The sequence below is a fragment of the Marinifilum sp. RC60d5 genome (genome assembly GCF_052400665.1).
Taxonomy (GTDB): Bacteria; Bacteroidota; Bacteroidia; order Bacteroidales; family Marinifilaceae; genus JBQTGK01.
The window spans coordinates 552,875-570,706 of sequence record NZ_JBQTGK010000004.1 but is presented as its reverse complement, the minus strand read 5'-3'; the positions used below and the strand labels follow the sequence as shown (position 1 = coordinate 570,706).

9 protein-coding genes are annotated in these 17,832 nt (G+C 36.0%); all 9 read left to right on the top strand.

The features are described 5' to 3' along the window. Window positions 1–351 precede the first annotated feature (351 nt). The 9 genes from ACT3CE_RS12450 (at window position 352) to bglX (ending at window position 17,729) form a co-directional block, all read left to right on the top strand. Window positions 352–1,095: an NUDIX hydrolase gene (locus ACT3CE_RS12450; RefSeq protein WP_444710091.1), complete on the top strand. Its 744-nt coding sequence runs from the start codon at window positions 352–354 to the stop codon at window positions 1,093–1,095. Between the two features lie 9 nt (window positions 1,096–1,104). Beyond that, a complete protein-coding gene (locus ACT3CE_RS12445; RefSeq protein WP_444710090.1) occupies window positions 1,105–2,703 on the top strand; it encodes an MFS transporter in 1,599 nt (532 codons plus the stop codon). Window positions 2,704–2,757: 54 nt separating this feature from the next. Further along, complete coding sequence (locus ACT3CE_RS12440) at window positions 2,758–5,190, top strand: GH36-type glycosyl hydrolase domain-containing protein (protein ID WP_444710089.1); 2,433 nt, start codon at window positions 2,758–2,760, stop codon at window positions 5,188–5,190. Window positions 5,191–5,203: 13 nt separating this feature from the next. Beyond that, complete coding sequence (locus tag ACT3CE_RS12435; RefSeq protein WP_444710088.1) at window positions 5,204–6,928, top strand: glycoside hydrolase family 9 protein; 1,725 nt, start codon at window positions 5,204–5,206, stop codon at window positions 6,926–6,928. A gap of 82 nt (window positions 6,929–7,010) precedes the next feature. Beyond that, on the top strand, window positions 7,011–10,076 hold the full coding sequence (locus ACT3CE_RS12430; protein WP_444710087.1) for a SusC/RagA family TonB-linked outer membrane protein: 3,066 nt from the start codon (window positions 7,011–7,013) through the stop codon (window positions 10,074–10,076). A gap of 47 nt (window positions 10,077–10,123) precedes the next feature. After that, on the top strand, window positions 10,124–11,659 hold the full coding sequence (locus ACT3CE_RS12425; protein WP_444710086.1) for a RagB/SusD family nutrient uptake outer membrane protein: 1,536 nt from the start codon (window positions 10,124–10,126) through the stop codon (window positions 11,657–11,659). An 86-nt stretch (window positions 11,660–11,745) separates the two neighbouring features. Further along, a complete protein-coding gene (locus ACT3CE_RS12420; RefSeq protein ID WP_444710085.1) occupies window positions 11,746–13,209 on the top strand; it encodes a glycoside hydrolase family 30 protein in 1,464 nt (487 codons plus the stop codon). 47 nt (window positions 13,210–13,256) lie between these two features. Further along, window positions 13,257–15,440, top strand: coding sequence for a beta-glucosidase (locus ACT3CE_RS12415; protein ID WP_444710084.1), 2,184 nt, complete (start codon window positions 13,257–13,259; stop codon window positions 15,438–15,440). A 15-nt stretch (window positions 15,441–15,455) separates the two neighbouring features. After that, window positions 15,456–17,729 carry a beta-glucosidase BglX gene (bglX, locus tag ACT3CE_RS12410; protein ID WP_444710083.1) on the top strand — a complete coding sequence of 758 codons (2,274 nt, stop codon included), beginning with the start codon at window positions 15,456–15,458 and terminating at the stop codon, window positions 17,727–17,729. Window positions 17,730–17,832 lie beyond the last annotated feature (103 nt).

Genomic DNA, 17,832 nt, shown 5'->3' with positions numbered 1-17,832 from the left:
TACAATACAAGCTTATTGCCTAACTCCAACTTGTGCTCCTAATTATCTACACTTTTTAGTGCGTAAGATCAATTTATTTCCAAACCTTCATTTGTAAAATCCCCTTCCAAAGCATACTTATTATTTTTATTGATTCTAATTAAGCAAAGATCATTAATTCTCATACTCATTCTCTAGAGCTAGAAAAACAGGCCTACTTAGTGTACTTTTTACAATTTGATTGCGCATACGTTTTCGAATTATCAAAAATCTTTTTTGACTTTCTAAAAAAAACATTTTACATTAGCATCATAATTAGTTAGTGTAGTTTTTACACGTTTCATAATAACACACTAGCAACAAAAAATACTAATGACAACAAAAAGAATATTAAATCAATATATTTCAGTCGATTGTGTCATTTTTGGATACAATGACAAAGAGCTGCAAGTTCTTCTTGTGGATAGGACACTTACCAATCCAAAAACAGGAGAAATTGACTTTACAGATTTAACATTAACAGGTAATCACTTGTTCGAAGATGAAACTATCGACGAAGCTGCATATCGGGTACTATTTGATTTAACAGGACTAAAAAATGTTTTTCTTAATCAATTTAAAGCATTCGCACATCCCGATCGATTAAAAAAAGAAAACGATAGAAAATGGTTATTACACGATGGCCGCGATCCAGATAAACGAATTGTATCAATTGGATTTTTCTCTCTTTTATCTGCCCAAAAAGTAACATTGGAATGGAAAGGTAGAAATGTAAAATGGGTTCCACTATCTGAAGTTGGAGAACTGGCTTTTGATCACAATCAAATACTAAACGAAGCACTAATAGCACTACGAAACAAAATAAAACACGAACCAATTGGATTTGAGCTATTACCCGAAAAATTTAGCTTAACCGAAATGCAACATGTTTACGAAGTAATATTGGGAACAAAACTCGACAAAAGAAATTTTAGAAAGAAAATTGCTCGTATGAAATATCTCATTCCCACCGACGAAAAACAAAAAGGCGTAGCTCATAAACCAGCTCGACTTTATGTTTTTAGCAGAGATGCTTACGAAAAAACAAAAAAAGAATTATTTGATTTTACAGTCTAAACAAAAGAAATGTCGAATTCCTACAAAATATCAATAAAAGAAAAATTAGGTTATGCTCTTGGCGATGGCGCAGCTAATATTGCATGGAGAGGTGTAGCTACATTTCTTTTTATTTTTTACACCGATGTTTTTGGTATCAATCCTGCAGCAGTTGGTTTGTTAATGCTGGTAGCCCGCTTCTCTGATGGAGTTAGTGATGTCTTAATTGGCATTGCAGGAGATCGCACCAATACAAAATATGGAAAATTCAGACCTTGGATATTGTTTACAGCAATTCCTCTAGGCGTCATTTTATCTCTACTCTTTACTGCTCCAAATCTAGGTCCAACAGGTAAAATTATTTATGCTTACCTAACTTATATTCTCTTTACACTCATTTATACGGCTAATAATATTCCTTATGGTGCATTAATGGCTGTTATGACTGGAGATGATAAAGAGAGAACCAGTATTGGATCGTATCGTATGGTAGGTGCTTTTGCTGGTGGAATGCTTGTTCAAGGAGCTTTACTTTATTTAGTTGCACATTTTGGAAATATCAATCCTGATATTCAAGTAAATGAACTTTTAAAAGATAAATTTCAAGTTGTTGTTTCTGCTCCTGCAGATGTTGCAAATGTTAATATCAAAACTAAAGATGGAATCGCAAAATTTTCTTGGGAAGGAATCAAAGATACACTAACGCATGATAAAAGTTTTTCGGTAGAAGCTAATAAGCCCTATTCATTTATTGTTTCGGGTGAAAAAAATATTACAAAAAAAGATATTGTTATTATCGATCAAAAAAGTGGGTATAGCTATTCAATATATTTAATGTCAGCTTTTTTATCCTTGTTCATGTTCATAACCTTTTGGACTACAAAAGAAAGGGTTAAACCTCCCAAGACGCAGAAAAGTAATTTACGAAAAGATCTTAAAGATTTAATTCAAAATAAACCATGGCTGGTATTATTAACGATTGGTTTACTATTCAGCATTTACAATTCCATAAAACAAGGCATTGTAGTCATCTATTTTACACATTACCTGCACAATCAACTGTTGGCAGCTTCTTTTATGGTTGCATTAATGTTTGCATCAATTGCTGGTGCCATGCTTACTGCTCCATTAAGTAAAAAAATAGGTAAGAAAAAGCTTTTCATCTATGCCTTAGTATTTTCCGGACTAATAAATGCATCCATTATATTTTGTGGCCCCAACGATATAAGTGCCATTTTTATTTTAGGTATTGTATCTGAATTCGCTGCAGCCATATTTCCAACCTTGTTTTTTGCCATGCTTGGTGATGCTGCTGATTATTCTGAATTTAAAAATGGACGACGTGCCACAGGATTGGTTTACTCTGCTGGTTCCTTTGCTACGAAATTTGGTGGGGGCATAGCAGGTGCAATCATAGGATTTATATTGGCAGCTTTTCACTATAATGGACAAGATCATCTGGCAATACAAGGAGCAATTCCTGGTATTAAAATGCTCATGAGTTGGGTGCCGGCAATTATTGCTTTTGTTGGTGCGATTTTCATGACTATTTATCCTCTGGATCAGAACAAAATGGATGAGATTACAACAGAATTACAAAGCCGTAGGCTACAAAATAACAGACTATAAAGAATACAAAAAGTGATATACACTTTATAAAATAAACATTTTAATTAAAGTATTATGAAGTACGGTTTCTTTGATGACACCAATAGAGAGTATGTGATTACATCACCAAAAACACCTTTCCCATGGATTAATTATCTGGGAAATAAAGATTTTTTTGGTTTGATATCAAATACAGCGGGAGGATACACTTTTTATAAAGATGCGAAATTTAGAAGATTAACTAGATATCGTTACAATAACGTGCCTGTTGATATGGGCGGACGTTACTACTATATAAAAGATGAGGAGTGCACTTGGAATCCAGGCTTTAAACCAACACAAACGGAACTAGACAAATACGAATGCCGTCATGGTCTTAGCTATACTCGTTTTTTAAGTAGTAAAAATGGACTTTCATCCAATCTACTATGCTTTATTCCTCTCGATTATATGGGAGAAATACACTTGTTAAAACTAAAAAATGAAACCGATAAAGTAAAAAAAATAAAACTTTTTTCGTTTGCAGAATGGTGCCTTTGGAATGCTGAAGACGACATGACCAATTTTCAACGTAACCTTTCTACAGGTGAAGTGGAAGTGGAAGGATCAGCACTTTATCATAAAACAGAATACAAAGAGAGAAGAAACCATTACGCATTCTTTTCTGTAAATTCTAAGATTAATGGATTTGATACCGATCGCGAAAGCTTTATTGGCATGCACAATGGATTCGAAAAACCACAGGCAATTGAAAATGGAGAAGCTGGAAACAGCATTGCTCACGGATGGTCGCCTGTTGCATCTCATTACATCGAAGTTGAATTACAGCCGGGCGAAGAAAAAGACTTTGTATTCATTTTAGGATATGTAGAGAACAAAGACGAAGAAAAATGGGAATCTAAAGGCGTAATCAATAAAACCAGGGCAAATGAAATGATAGCAAAATTTGACACGACGGAAAAAGTCAATGCCGCTTTCGCCAATTTAGAAACTTACTGGTCAAACTTACTTAATAAATTTAACCTGGAAAGTAAAGAAACCGAACTAAACAGAATGGTTAGCATTTGGAATCAGTACCAATGCATGGTCACCTTTAACATGTCGAGAAGCGCAAGTTTCTTCGAGAGTGGAATTGGTCGTGGCATGGGATTCCGAGATTCTAATCAGGATTTAATTGGTTTTGTACATCAAATTCCAGAATTGGCACGCGAACGAATCCTAGATATTGCAGCAACACAATTCGAAGATGGCGGATGCTATCATCAATATCAACCCTTAACAAAAATGGGGAATCATGCCTTAGGAGGCGATTTTAATGATGATCCGTTGTGGTTAATCTTATCGGTAACATGCTACATAAAAGAAACAGGCGATTTTTCAATTTTAGAAGAACAAGTTCCTTTCGATAATGATGCCAGCAAAGCTAAAAGCTTATTCGATCATTTACATGTTTCATTCTATCACGTAGTTAATAATTTAGGTCCTAATAATCTGCCTTTAATTGGTCGTGCCGATTGGAACGATTGCTTGAACCTAAACTGCTTTTCGAACAATCCTAACGAGTCTTTCCAAACCACAGGAAACAAAAAAGGAAGAACAGCCGAATCATTAATGATTGCCGGACTTTTTGTAGTTTATGGAAAAGAATATGTTACCCTATGCAAAAAAATAGGAAAAGAAAAAGATGCCCAAAAAGCTCAAAATCATGTGAACAACATGTGCGAAGCTGTTAAGAAAAATGGATGGGATGGAGATTGGTACCTAAGAGCTTATGACTATTTTGGTAACAAAGTAGGCTCTAAAGAAAACAAAGAAGGCAAAATATTTATCGAATCGCAAGGCTGGTGCAGTATGGCAGAAATTGGAGTTGAAGATAATATGCCCGAAAAAGCACTAAATAGCGTAAAAGAAATGCTCGATACTCCTTATGGTATTGTTCTAAACAACCCAGCATTTACCGAGTATAAAATTGAATATGGCGAAATATCAACCTATCCTGCCGGATACAAAGAAAACGCAGGTATCTTCTGCCATAACAATCCATGGATAATTATTGGTGAAACACTTTTAGGAAGAGGTGATCAGGCATGGGAATATTTCCGAAAAATATGTCCAGCTTATCTCGAAGAAATAAGTGAACTACACAAAGTTGAACCTTATGTGTATTGCCAAATGGTAGCCGGAAAAGATGCCTTTAAACCTGGCGAAGGAAAAAATAGCTGGCTAACAGGAACCGCATCATGGAATTTTTATGCAATTACTCAATACATTTTGGGTATCCAACCCGATTACGATGGATTAAAAATTGATCCTTGCATTCCAAAAGAATGGAAAAAATATACCATTACACGCCAATTTCGAGGAGCAAGCTACATTATTGAAATCACTAATCCTAAGGGAATTAACAAAGGCGTAAAATCAATGGAAGTAGATGGAGAAATAATTAATGGCAATATTATTCCTTTACATAGCACAGGCACTCATAAAGTAAAAATCATATTAGGATAAATATTATTAAAAGATGAAAATCAGATATTATAATATACCGCTTTTGTTTTTTGTTGTTTCGTTAATTGCATTGGTTTACTCTTGCAAAAAAAGTATCAAACCAGTTTCTTCAAATGAGAAACTTATTCTCATCAATCAAGTTGGATACGAATGCAATGCTCCTAAAAAAGCAATAACCAGAACAAATACAAATCTGTTTCAGATTAAAAACAGCAAGGGTAAAATCATACTCGAAAAAGCTGCTGGAACAAAACAATATTGTTCCTTATCTGGCGACACAGTCCAATCTATCGATTTTTCAGAAGTTACAGATCAGGGAACCTATTATATTGTAATAAATGACAGCATCATCTCAAATAAAATAATCATTTCAAAAAGACCTTACGCGAAACTTGCAAAAGCTTCGCTTAAGTCTTTTTATTTTAATCGCTCGGGAATAGATATTGACAGTATACATGGAGGCAAGTGGGCACGTCCGGCTGGTCATCCCGATACTCTTGTTTATTATCACGCCTCGGCAGCCGACAAAAATCATCCTGAAAATAGCATTATCTCATCACCTAAAGGATGGTACGATGCCGGAGACTACAACAAGTATATTGTAAATAGCAGCATTTCCACTTATACCTTACTATTAGCTTACAGTTCATTTACAGATTATTTTAATGAAGTAAACCTGAATATTCCTGAATCAGATAATGACATTCCTGATATTTTAGACGAAGCATTGTATAATTTAAGATGGATGATGACTATGCAGGATCCTTTTGATGGTGGAGTTTATCACAAATTAACCACCAAAAATTTTGAAGGTTTTGTTATGCCACACGATGCAGTAAATAAGAGATATTTGGTCCAAAAAAGTACGGCCGCAACCTTAGACTTCGCAGCAACAATGGCTTATGCATCTCGTCTTTTCGCCAATTTTGATTCAAACTTACCTGGCTTAGCTGATTCTTGTCGTGTTCAATCGGAAAAAGCTTGGGAATGGGCGCTTAAAAATCCGAAAAAATATTACCTGCAACCTTCCGATATTCAAACCGGGGCTTATGACGATACAAAACTAAAAGACGAATGGTTTTGGGCTTCTGCTGAATTATATCTGGCAACAGACAAAACAACCTATAAAACTTATCTTGAAAAGACAAAAGCTACAAGTAAAACTCCCGCCTGGCAAGAAGTAAATACTTTAGGTAGTATATCGCTTCTTACCTCTAATAAAAAAGATGAATTTGAAGTTCTAAACGCAGATTTTATAAAATACACCGACAAATTAATAAAACTCGAAGATAAAAGTCCTTACCGTACAGCAATTCAAAATTACGTTTGGGGCAGCAACTCTATATTTGCCAATCAAGGCATAATAAAAATTATTGCATACCAAATTACTAAGAATTCCAAATACCTGAACTCAGCAAGAGAAAGTTTAGATTATTTGCTTGGCCGAAATGCAACAGCTTATTGCTTTGTCACAGGTTTTGGAAGCTTAAGCCCTCTTAATATTCACCACCGGCCATCTGCATCTGACACTGTTAACCAACCAGTTCCAGGTTTTTTAGTTGGTGGACCTAATTTAATTGTACGAACCGATTGCGGACCTGATATAATCAGATCTGACTACCCTTCTAAATCTTATATTGATAAAGAGTGTAGTTATTCCACCAACGAAATTGCAATTAACTGGAATGCTCCTCTTGTTTTTTTAACCTGTGGAATTGATAAGTATTATGAAAAATAAAAGATGCCGGAAAGATCTGTTGGCCCTGTCCTTCCGGCAAATAATCCATAACAAATTAACGCTAATGAATCATTTCAAATTTATGAAAAAATCTGACAATTCAAGAGCAGCTCTAACCTGCTTTAAGAAAATGAAGCAAATGAATGGCAATTGGTTATTTAAACCCGCCCTTCTTTTACTTGCTGTGCTGTTAAATACAGCCTTGGTTTTTGCCCAAAATCCGGACAAAAATATATCCGGAAAAATAATCGATTCTTCTGGTATTGGCTTACCAGGTGTAAACATCTCTCTTAAGGGAACCACTACAGGAACAGTCTCCAATATCGACGGAGATTACAGTATTACCGCAAATTCCGAAAACGTTATAGTGTTTAGTTTTATCGGACACACAACTCAGGAAATTTTAGTTGGCGATAAAACTACAATCAATGTAACAATGCTCGAAGATGCACTAAGTGTAGACGAAGTTGTTGTAATTGGATATGGTGTTCAGAAAAAAGCTTTAAACACAGGATCTATTTCCAGTGTTAAAGGTGAAGATCTTCAAAACACACCTGCCTCTAGAGCCGATCAGGCAATTCAGGGACGAACTGCTGGTGTATCTGTTCTTGCAACCTCTGGTTCTCCAGGAGCTGGAACAAATATTCGTATTCGTGGTGTAAACTCCAACGGAAATTCGAATCCTTTATTTATTGTTGATGGAATGAAAACTGGCGATATCAACAACATCGATCCCAGTGATATTGAATCATTCGATGTGCTAAAAGATGCGGCCTCTGCTGCTATTTATGGTACCGAAGGTGCAAATGGTGTTATTATTATTACCACCAAATCAGGAAAATCAGGCAAAGGAAAAATTAGTTACGATTTTCAATATGGTTTCCAAAGCTCAAGAAGCGATATGGACCTAATGAATGCTAACGAATATCAGCAATGGATGACTGAATCGGGCGCTGGCACTGTTGAACAAAACGGTACCGATACCGATTGGCTAGACGAAGTTTTTGAAGTTGCACCTATGCAAAAACACCACTTAAGCTATACTGGAGGTACTGAAAAATCAAGTTATATGATTTCTGGTTCTTACTTCTCTCAAAATGGTATTGTTGGCGACGAGAAAGCAAAATATGAAAGATTTACAGCTCGTGTTAATGCCAAAAGTAGTGTGAAAGAGTGGTTAGAAGTAGGTAATAACTTTAGTTTCTCTCACTCAAAACAAAAATACATTGGTGAAGATGATGAATATAGAAGTGTTGTTAACAATGCTCTTTTAATTGATCCACTTACTCCGGTAACTTATGATGGAACACCTGATAACGTACAAAGTTTATTAGATGGTGGCAACACAATACTAAAAAATAGCAATGGTCGTTACTATGGCTTGGCTCAATATGTAACTGGAGAAACTGCAAATCCTCTTGCCCTACTCGATACTTATCACAATACAATTACCCAGGATAAGGTTTTAGGTATGGCTTATGCAACTGTTAAGCCAATTAAAGGTTTATCGTTCACCACTCGTGTGGGATTGGATTTAACTTATCAAACTCAACATTCGTGGGCCCCAACTTATTACTTCTCTAGCGAGAATCAAAACTCTGCTACTTCTGTTAGTGATGATATTAACAAATGGTACACCTGGTTGTGGGAAAACTTTGCAACCTACAACAAAAAAGTTGGCGATCACGACTTTACAATACTAGCTGGTTATTCTGCTGAAGAAAATCAGGAACCAAACTGGTCAATGTACTCTGGACCAATGATTGCCGAAGGCGATCAGTATGCTTATCAAGATCATACTACATCCGACGAATTTGATAAAACAGGCGGTGGATACGTTAACCACACAATGACTTCTTTTTTCGGTCGTTTATCATATAACTATTTGAATCGATACATGGCTGAATTTTCAATTCGTCGTGATGCTGCCGATGCATTTCCAGCAACCGATAAATCTGCTGTATTCTCTGCAGCTTCCTTAGGTTGGATTGTATCTGAAGAAGATTTCTTCGATATTAATGGCATCGACTACTTAAAATTAAGAGGTAGTTGGGGACAGAATGGTAGTAGAGCAAACCTTCCTGGAAACGAAGATCGTGAATTCTGGGTATTCTCAGGAATTCAATATCCAGATGCCACTAATAGCTATCAGGCAGGAGCCGAAATTGATAAATTAATCAACCCTAACCTTGTTTGGGAAACTACCGAACAATTAGATCTTGGTTTAGATTTAAGATCATTAGATGGAAAATTGAGCTTCTCGATGGACTACTACAAAAAGAAAACCAAAGATTTAATCTTCGTAGCTCAAGGTCCTTTATCTGTTGGTAACGAATATCCATATTCAAATGCAGGTTCTGTTGAAAACAAAGGTTTCGATTTTGAATTAGGATACCGTAACAACGACAACGAGTTTAAATACAGTGTAAACTTAAACTTATCTACTCTCGATAACGAAGTAACCAAACAAGCAGGTTCACCAATTGCTGGTGATAACCTAAGAGGTTACGATCTTACATGGTTCGAAAAAGGATACCCAGTATGGTATTTTAAAGGTTATAAAACAGATGGTATCGATCAAACAACAGGAGCACCTAATGTTGTTGATGTAAATGAAGATGGTGAAATTTCTGCTGCCGATCAGACTTACATTGGCGATCCTCATCCAGATATGCTTTACGGTGCTACTTTTAATGCACAATACAAAGGCTTCGATTTTAACTTGTTTATTCAAGGTTCAAAAGGAAATGATGTGTTTATGGGTTGGTTCCGTTCTGACAGACCATTCTCGAACAAACCATCATTCATGTATGATGACAGATGGACACCAACAAACACTAACGCAAGCCGACCAGCTGCCGACAATACCAGCGACTATGTTTATCGTAGCGATTTAATGGTATCAGATGGTTCTTATATGCGAATCAAACAAATTCAATTAGGATATACTCTTCCTAAAGCAGTAAGTCAGCAAGCAGGTATCGAACGTGCTCGTGTATTTGTTTCATTAGACGACTTCTTTACATTTACTGATTACGAAGGATTAGATCCTGAAGCTGGTAGTTCTACAAATACCAGACAAGGTGTAGACCGAGGAATTTATCCTATCTCTGGAAAAGTAATTTTCGGTGTATCAGTTAATTTTTAAGCCGCATTTAGTTTAAATATTAAAAACGAACTAAAATTCTAAAAAAAATGAAATATTTAAGATTATTAAAATATATATTGGGAATTGCCATCGCCATTTCCAGCTCTTCGTGTAACGAAGACGAATTCCTGGAGATTGATCCTACAGGTCGTGTTACCAGTGATGACTTTCTAAATACTGATGATGAAGTAAAATTAGCCATTGTTGGTGTTTACAATGCCATGCAAAACAATTTTTCAAGTGGTAGCTGGGCTAGTGTCTATTTTGTAAAAAACCTTCCGGCAGATGACTGTTTAGCCGGATCATCGGAAGGTGATCAAACTGGTTATCAAAATATTGATGATTTCACTATTCAAACGGATAATGACAAATTAAAACTAATCTGGTCTAACTTTTATAAAACAATTAGCTCAACCAATACAATTATTAATTTAGTTGAACCAGATACCGATGGCAAAAAAGAGATGATAGCTGAAGCAAAAGCTTTAAGAGCATATTGCTACTTCGAATTGGTAACATTATATGGTGGAGTACCATTAATGACTGTTAACCCAACCAGCGAAGCTGATTATCATCTTCCTCGTGCTACTGCTGCAGAAATATATACGCAAGTAGAAAAAGATTTCTCCGAAGCAATTCCAGATCTACCACTAAAAAGCGAATATAGTGCTGCCGATCGTTATCGCATGTCAAAAGGTGCTGCTCAGGCATACTATGGTAAAGCGCTTCTGTATCAAAAGAAATATAGCGATGCCTTAACACAACTTAAAGCAGTTATTAGTAGTACTCAGTACGATTTGGAACCTAATTTTGCTGATGTATGGTCTAAAGAATCAGAATTTGGACAAGAATCATTGTTTGAGATTTCATATACTGCTCAGGAATCTTACGATTGGGGTAATTTTCCTTGGGGTGGAGGAAACGAAAGTAATATTGAAGCTCAGTTACAAGGTCCTAGAGATGCTGTTTATGATGTAGCAAACTCAACTCTTAATATCGTAAATGGTTGGGGTTTCAACTCACCATCAGCAAAAATTGGTAAAGCATTTGAGGATGCAGGAGATACAGAAAGAAAAAATGCAACACTTATTTCAGCTGCTGATTTCGAAGAAACAGGTGGTGTAATAAAAGATCCTGATGCTCATGATTATGAAGGATATATGCGTTTAAAATATGTTACTAAATCTTCTGATACAAGCGAGAGTGGTGTTCCTGAATTAAACTACACTATTAACTGGCGTCTAATGCGTTACGCTGATGTTTTATTAATGGCAGCCGAAGCATACCATTTTTCTACTCAGGATGGATTGGCTTTAATTGAGCTAAACAAAGTGAGAGATCGTGCCGGACTTGAAGACATTGAAGCTTCTGATGATATTTTTCAGGCTATTGTTACCGAAAGACAATTAGAATTGGCCTTTGAAGGTAGCAGATATTGGGATTTAGTCCGTTGGGATTTAGCAAGCCAAGAGCTGGGTAGCTTAGGTTACAAAGCAAACAAAAATGAATTGTTTCCAATTCCACAAGCTGAAATTATTGCAAACAATGCTATTGATGAAGTAGATCAAAATCCTGGATATTAATAATTATTTTTAATATTTGAATCATAAAATAAGACTACCTCATAACTGGGGTAGTCTTATATACATAAATAAAAAAGCTCCTTATCATGAAAAATATTATTCCTGTAATACTACTAATGGCATGTACTGCTTGTTCACAACCAGATTCGTTAAAAAATACAACAAATAACAAAAAGTTTACTGCAGAAGGTGAAATAGCTCAAATAGTTACCACTGCAAAAGATACCGACTTAAGGTTAAGTAATACAGGAGAAGTTGTATTCAAAAAATCGAAACAAGCATTGGAAACCGAAAACTCAATTTTCGTGAATCCAAACAACACCTTTCAAAGTTTTATTGGAATTGGAGGAGCCATAACTGATGCCTCGGCAGAGGTATTTGCAAAACTATCAAAAGAAAAACAAGAAGAACTATTAAATGCCTATTACAGCAAAGAAGGAATCGCCTACTCCCTAATGCGCACATCTATACATGCCTGTGATTTTAGCAAAGGTAATTTTACCTACATCAAGGAAGGAGATAAAGAATTAAAAACTTTTTCCATTGATATTGATAAAAAATACCGCCTTCCAATGATTCATAGAGCCATTAAAAAAGCAGGTGGTTCTATCCTATTTTATGCAAGTCCATGGAGTCCTCCAGCTTTCATGAAAGACAATAATAACATGCTAAACGGAGGCAAACTACTACCAGAATATTACGACTCATGGGCAATGTACTACGCAAAATTTATTAAAGCTTACGAAAAAGAAGGAATACCTGTTTGGGGTATTACCATTCAAAACGAACCAATGGCTACCCAACGCTGGGAATCCTGTATATATACAGCCGAAGAAGAACGCGACTTCCTAAAAAATCACCTTGGCCCTACTTTAGAAAAAGAAGGTTTGGGCAATAAAAATATTGTAATTTGGGATCATAACCGCGATTTAATTACCCACCGTGCCAATACAATTATGGATGATCCTGATGCAGCAAAATATGCATGGGGAACAGGTTTTCACTGGTACGAAACATGGCGAAAAGGTGAACCAATGTTTAACAATCTGCAAAAAATACAGGAAGCCTATCCTGATAAAAAATTACTGTTTACTGAAGGATGCAACGAAGCCTTCGATCCTGCAAAATACCAATACTGGCCAAATGCTGAACGCTATGGACACTCGATGATAAACGATTTTAATTACGGAACAGTTGGTTGGACCGACTGGAATATTCTTTTAGATGAAACAGGTGGACCAAACCATGTAAATAACTTATGTTTTGCTCCCATTCATGCTGATACCAGAACCGATAGCTTAATTTATACTCCTTCCTACTATTATATTGGACATTTTTCTAAATTTGTGCGCCCTGGTGCAAAAAGAGTAAGTACTGTATCCAGTATTAGCTTTCTGGAAAGCACATCATTTATTAACGAAAATGGAAAAATGATTAGTGTAGTTATGAATAAATCAGAACAAAATATAAAATACAAACTATATATTGGTTCTAATATCGCTGCCGAAATCGAAATCCCGGCCAGAGCTATTCAATCAATTATTTACTAAAAAAGAATCTGCATTTTTAAAGATATCTCTACTAAAAGCTTAACTCTATGAAAAAACTATTCTTCATTTCGCTCTTTTCAGCTTGTGTTTTTATAAATCCATTAATAGCACAAAATAATTCCGAATCAATGGATAAAAAAATCGAAGAAATCATAAAACAGCTTACCTTAAAGGAAAAGCTCGATATGTGCCATGCACAATCCAAATTTAGTTCTAAAGGTGTAGCTCGGTTAGGAATTCCTGAATTATGGATGTCAGACGGACCTCATGGAGTAAGAGCTGAAATAGAATGGGATACCTGGAATCATGCACAATGGACAAATGACTCATGTACAGCGTTCCCCGCTCTTACTTGTCTTGCTGCAACTTTTAATCCAGACCTATCCTATAAGTATGGGAAAGCAATTGGACAGGAAGCCCGATATCGTAAAAAAGATGTGCTTTTAGGACCAGGTGTTAACATCTATCGCACTCCTTTAAATGGTCGAAACTTCGAATACATGGGTGAAGACCCATATTTAGCTTCTAAAATGGTAGTTCCTTATATTCATGGAGTACAGGAAAATGGTGTTGCCGCCTGCGTAAAACATTACGTACTAAACAATCAGGAGCACTGGCGAGATCATATTAATGTAGAATTAAGCGACAGAGCTTTATATGAAATCTATCTGCCTGCTTTTAAAGCAGCAGTTCAGGAAGGAAAAGTATGGTCAATAATGGGTGCCTACAATCAATTTCGAGGTCAATATTGCTGCCATAACGAACTATTGGTGAATAAAATTCTGAAAAAAGACTGGGCTTTTGATGGAACTTTAATTACAGACTGGGGAGCAACCCACAACACCAAACAAGCGGCTCTTTATGGTTTAGACATAGAAATGGGAACTGGAACCGATGGATTAACCAGCTCATCAAAAAATGCTTACGACAATTATTATCTTGCCAACCCCTTGCGCAAAATGATTGAAAATGGAGAAATTGAAGAAAGTGTAGTCGATGATAAAGTAAGAAGAATTCTTCGCCTGATGTTCAGAACAAGTATGAACAAATCAAGACCTTTTGGTAGCATGAATAGCCAGGAACATTTTGATATAGCCCGAGAAATCGCTCAAGAAGGAATCGTACTTTTAAAAAATGAGGACAACTTCTTTCCTATCGATCCAAAAACAACAAAAACAATAGCTATTATTGGTGAAAATGCCACAAAAGTAATGACCCTGGGAGGCGGATCTTCTGAATTAAAAACCATTCATGAAATTTCACCTTTACAGGGATTTCAGGAACGTTTTACCAATGCTAACATTCTTCATGCAATGGGATATTCTTCAGGTCCTTCGGTTTATGGACGTGTAATTCCATCAAAACTAAACGCTAAATCACTTCGCTCTCAAGCTGTTAAAATTGCCAGTCAAGCTGATATGGTTCTATATGTTGGGGGATTAAACAAAAACCATCACCAAGACTGCGAAGGCGATGACAGACTGCAGTTTGAACTTCCTTTTGAACAGGAAAAATTACTTTCAGAGATTTTAAAAGTAAACAAAAACACCGCCCTTATTCTGGTAAGTGGAAATGCGGTAGAAATGCCATGGATATCAAAAGTTAAAGCCATTGCTCAGGTTTGGTATTTAGGTAGCGAAGCCGGACATGCTATTGCCGATATTATTTCCGGAGATGTAAATCCATCGGGAAAACTACCATTTACTTTTCCTGTAAAACTAGAAGACAATGCTGCTCATTCTTTCGGTAAATTGTCCTATCCTGGAGATGGAAAAAATCAGGAATACAAAGAAGATATTTTAGTTGGATACCGCTGGCACGACACAAAAAATATAAAGCCATTATTCGAATTTGGCTTTGGCCTTTCCTACACTAATTTTGATATTACAAATACTTCTAGCGATAAAAACACATATCATTCCAACGACACCATAAGCATATCCTGTGAAATTAAAAATACTGGAAAAGTAGACGGAAAAGAAACAATTCAGATTTATGCTAAGGACAAATCATCCTCGGTTTTAAGACCTTCAAAAGAATTAAAAGGATTTAAAAAAATAAATTTACGGGCAGGAGAAAGTAAAACCATTCAAATAAAAATACCGGTAAAAAAACTATCCTTCTTCGACGATACCAATATGAATTGGAAACTAGAAAAAGGAGAATTCCAATTTTTGATTGGAACATCCTCTCGTAATATATACCAATCTATTGATATTAAAGTAGAATAGCCTAAAAAAACGAAAATGAAAAAATACATAACTATTTGGGGTGCTTTTCTCCTGCTATTATTGTCGTGTACTAAAGAAAATATAGTAGATAAATCAGATCAGTTTGTTGATGAACTTCTTTCAAAAATGACTTTGGAAGAAAAAATTGGTCAGATGAACCAATATACCAGCTATTGGGAAATGACTGGTCCGGCTCCTAAAAATTCGTCTGCCCAAAAACGTTTAGAAGACATAAAAAACGGTCGCGTAGGTTCCATGCTTAATGTTTATGGTGCTAAAGCCACTTACGAAGCTCAAAAACTAGCCGTAGAAAATAGTCGCTTAGGAATTCCTTTAATTTTTGGATACGATGTAATTCATGGATACAAAACAATGGCCCCAATTCCTTTGGGCGAAGCCTGTGCCTGGGATACTGAAATCTCAAAACTAGCTTCTCGTCTTGCTGCAAAAGAAGCTACAGCAGCGGGTTTACACTGGACTTTTGCTCCCATGATGGATGTTGGAAGTGATGCCCGATGGGGACGCGTAATGGAAGGTTGTGGAGAAGATCCTTATCTGGCAAGTTTATTATCAGTTGCCAGAATTCAGGGATTCGAAGGCGACGACCTCTCGAAAGAAAATACCATTGCTGCCTGTGCCAAACATTTTGCTGGCTATGCGTATGTTGAAGCCGGAAAGGAATACAATACCGTTGATATTGGAACATACACACTTCATAACATGGTATTACCACCCTTTAAAGCGGTAGCCAAAAATGGCGTGAGTACCTTCATGAATTCATTTAACCTGATAAATGGTACACCTGCAACTGCAAACCCATATCTTCAGCGAAACTTATTAAAAGATAAATGGGGCTTCGACGGTTATGTAGTTTCCGATTGGGGCAGTATTAAAGAAATTGCCTACCATGGGGCTGCCGAAGATCTAAAACAGGCAGCACAATTAGCCATTAATGCGGGTTCGGATATGGACATGGAATCGAATGCTTATCTGCCCTATTTAAAAGAATTGGTTGAAGAAGGTAAAGTTAAAGAAAGTGTAATTGAAGATGCAGCCAGAAGAATCTTAAAAGTAAAATATAAACTGGGCTTATTCGAAAATCCTTATAAATATTCAAATCCTAAACGCGAAAAAGAAGTAATCAACAGTAAAGAAAGTCGTGATATGGCAAGAAAAATAGCACGTCATTCTATGGTTCTACTTAAAAATAATGAACAACTATTGCCTATTTCAAAACAAGTCAAATCTATTGCCATAATAGGTCCTTTGGCAAAAGACAAAAACACACCTCTGGGAAGTTGGAGAGCTCAGGCTGTTAAAAATTCGGCAGTTTCATTATTAGAAGGAATTAAGAATACAGTTTCATCAAATACTAAAATTAATTATGCCAAAGGATGCGATCTTGCCATAGGAACCAGAGATTTTCGTGCAGAATTAAACTTTTCCAATACAATTAATAAACGAGAAATAGATAAAGCTGTAAATGCCGCTAAAAAATCAGATGTAGTTATATTAGCATTAGGTGAAGATTGTTTTCAAACTGGAGAAGGACGCAGTCAAACTGATATTCAATTGAAAGGTACACAAATGGAACTTTTTAAAAAAATCAGTAAACTAAATAAAAAGATTATAGTTGTTTTAATGAATGGCCGCCCCATAGCAATACCTGAAATTGCTCAAAAAGCTGATGCTATATTAGAAACCTGGTTTGCTGGAAGCGAAGCTGGAAATGCTATTGCCGATATTTTGTTCGGCGATTTTAATCCATCAGGAAAACTAACTATGTCTTTCCCTCGAAATGTTGGACAATGTCCGATTTACTACAATCACATGAATACCGGACGACCTAACAGCAGCGGAAATGTATTTTGGTCTCATTACACCGATGCTCCAAATACGCCGCTTTATCCTTTCGGATATGGCTTAAGCTATACAAACTTCACCTACGGAACTGTTAAGGCAGACAAGGAATCTTATACTAAAAAAGAATCGGTCCATTTAAATCTGATTCTATCGAATACAGGTAAATTCACTGGAGAAGAAACCGTACAGGTTTATATTCAGGATCCAGCTGCAACCTACGCACGTCCTGTAAAAGAGTTAAAAGCATTCCAAAAAGTTAAGCTTGCCTCAAAAGAAGAGAAAAGAATCACTTTTGAACTAAATAAAAAGGACTTTGGGTATTATTCTCCTGAGGGAGAATTTCTTTTCGAATCTGGCACTTACTATATATATGTAGGATGTAATTCTCGAGATGTTCAAAAAATAGCCGTTAGTTTTATAGATTAGTTAAGTAGGAAACCTGTCAGTAAAAAGTGCTGGCAGGTTTTTTTTATTGTAATATAAAGCAATCTTAATTTTGTAAAAATCTTGAGAATAAGATTATTTACCT

Excerpts from the sequence above, each read along its gene's own strand:
- ACT3CE_RS12450 (WP_444710091.1), top strand. The coding sequence starts at position 352 with ATGACAACAAAAAGAATATTAAATCAATATATTTCAGTCGATTGTGTC.
- ACT3CE_RS12445 (WP_444710090.1), top strand. The coding sequence starts at position 1,105 with ATGTCGAATTCCTACAAAATATCAATAAAAGAAAAATTAGGTTATGCT.
- ACT3CE_RS12440 (WP_444710089.1), top strand. The coding sequence starts at position 2,758 with ATGAAGTACGGTTTCTTTGATGACACCAATAGAGAGTATGTGATTACA.
- ACT3CE_RS12435 (WP_444710088.1), top strand. The coding sequence starts at position 5,204 with ATGAAAATCAGATATTATAATATACCGCTTTTGTTTTTTGTTGTTTCG.
- ACT3CE_RS12430 (WP_444710087.1), top strand. The coding sequence starts at position 7,011 with ATGAAAAAATCTGACAATTCAAGAGCAGCTCTAACCTGCTTTAAGAAA.
- ACT3CE_RS12425 (WP_444710086.1), top strand. The coding sequence starts at position 10,124 with ATGAAATATTTAAGATTATTAAAATATATATTGGGAATTGCCATCGCC.
- ACT3CE_RS12420 (WP_444710085.1), top strand. The coding sequence starts at position 11,746 with ATGAAAAATATTATTCCTGTAATACTACTAATGGCATGTACTGCTTGT.
- ACT3CE_RS12415 (WP_444710084.1), top strand. The coding sequence starts at position 13,257 with ATGAAAAAACTATTCTTCATTTCGCTCTTTTCAGCTTGTGTTTTTATA.
- bglX (WP_444710083.1), top strand. The coding sequence starts at position 15,456 with ATGAAAAAATACATAACTATTTGGGGTGCTTTTCTCCTGCTATTATTG.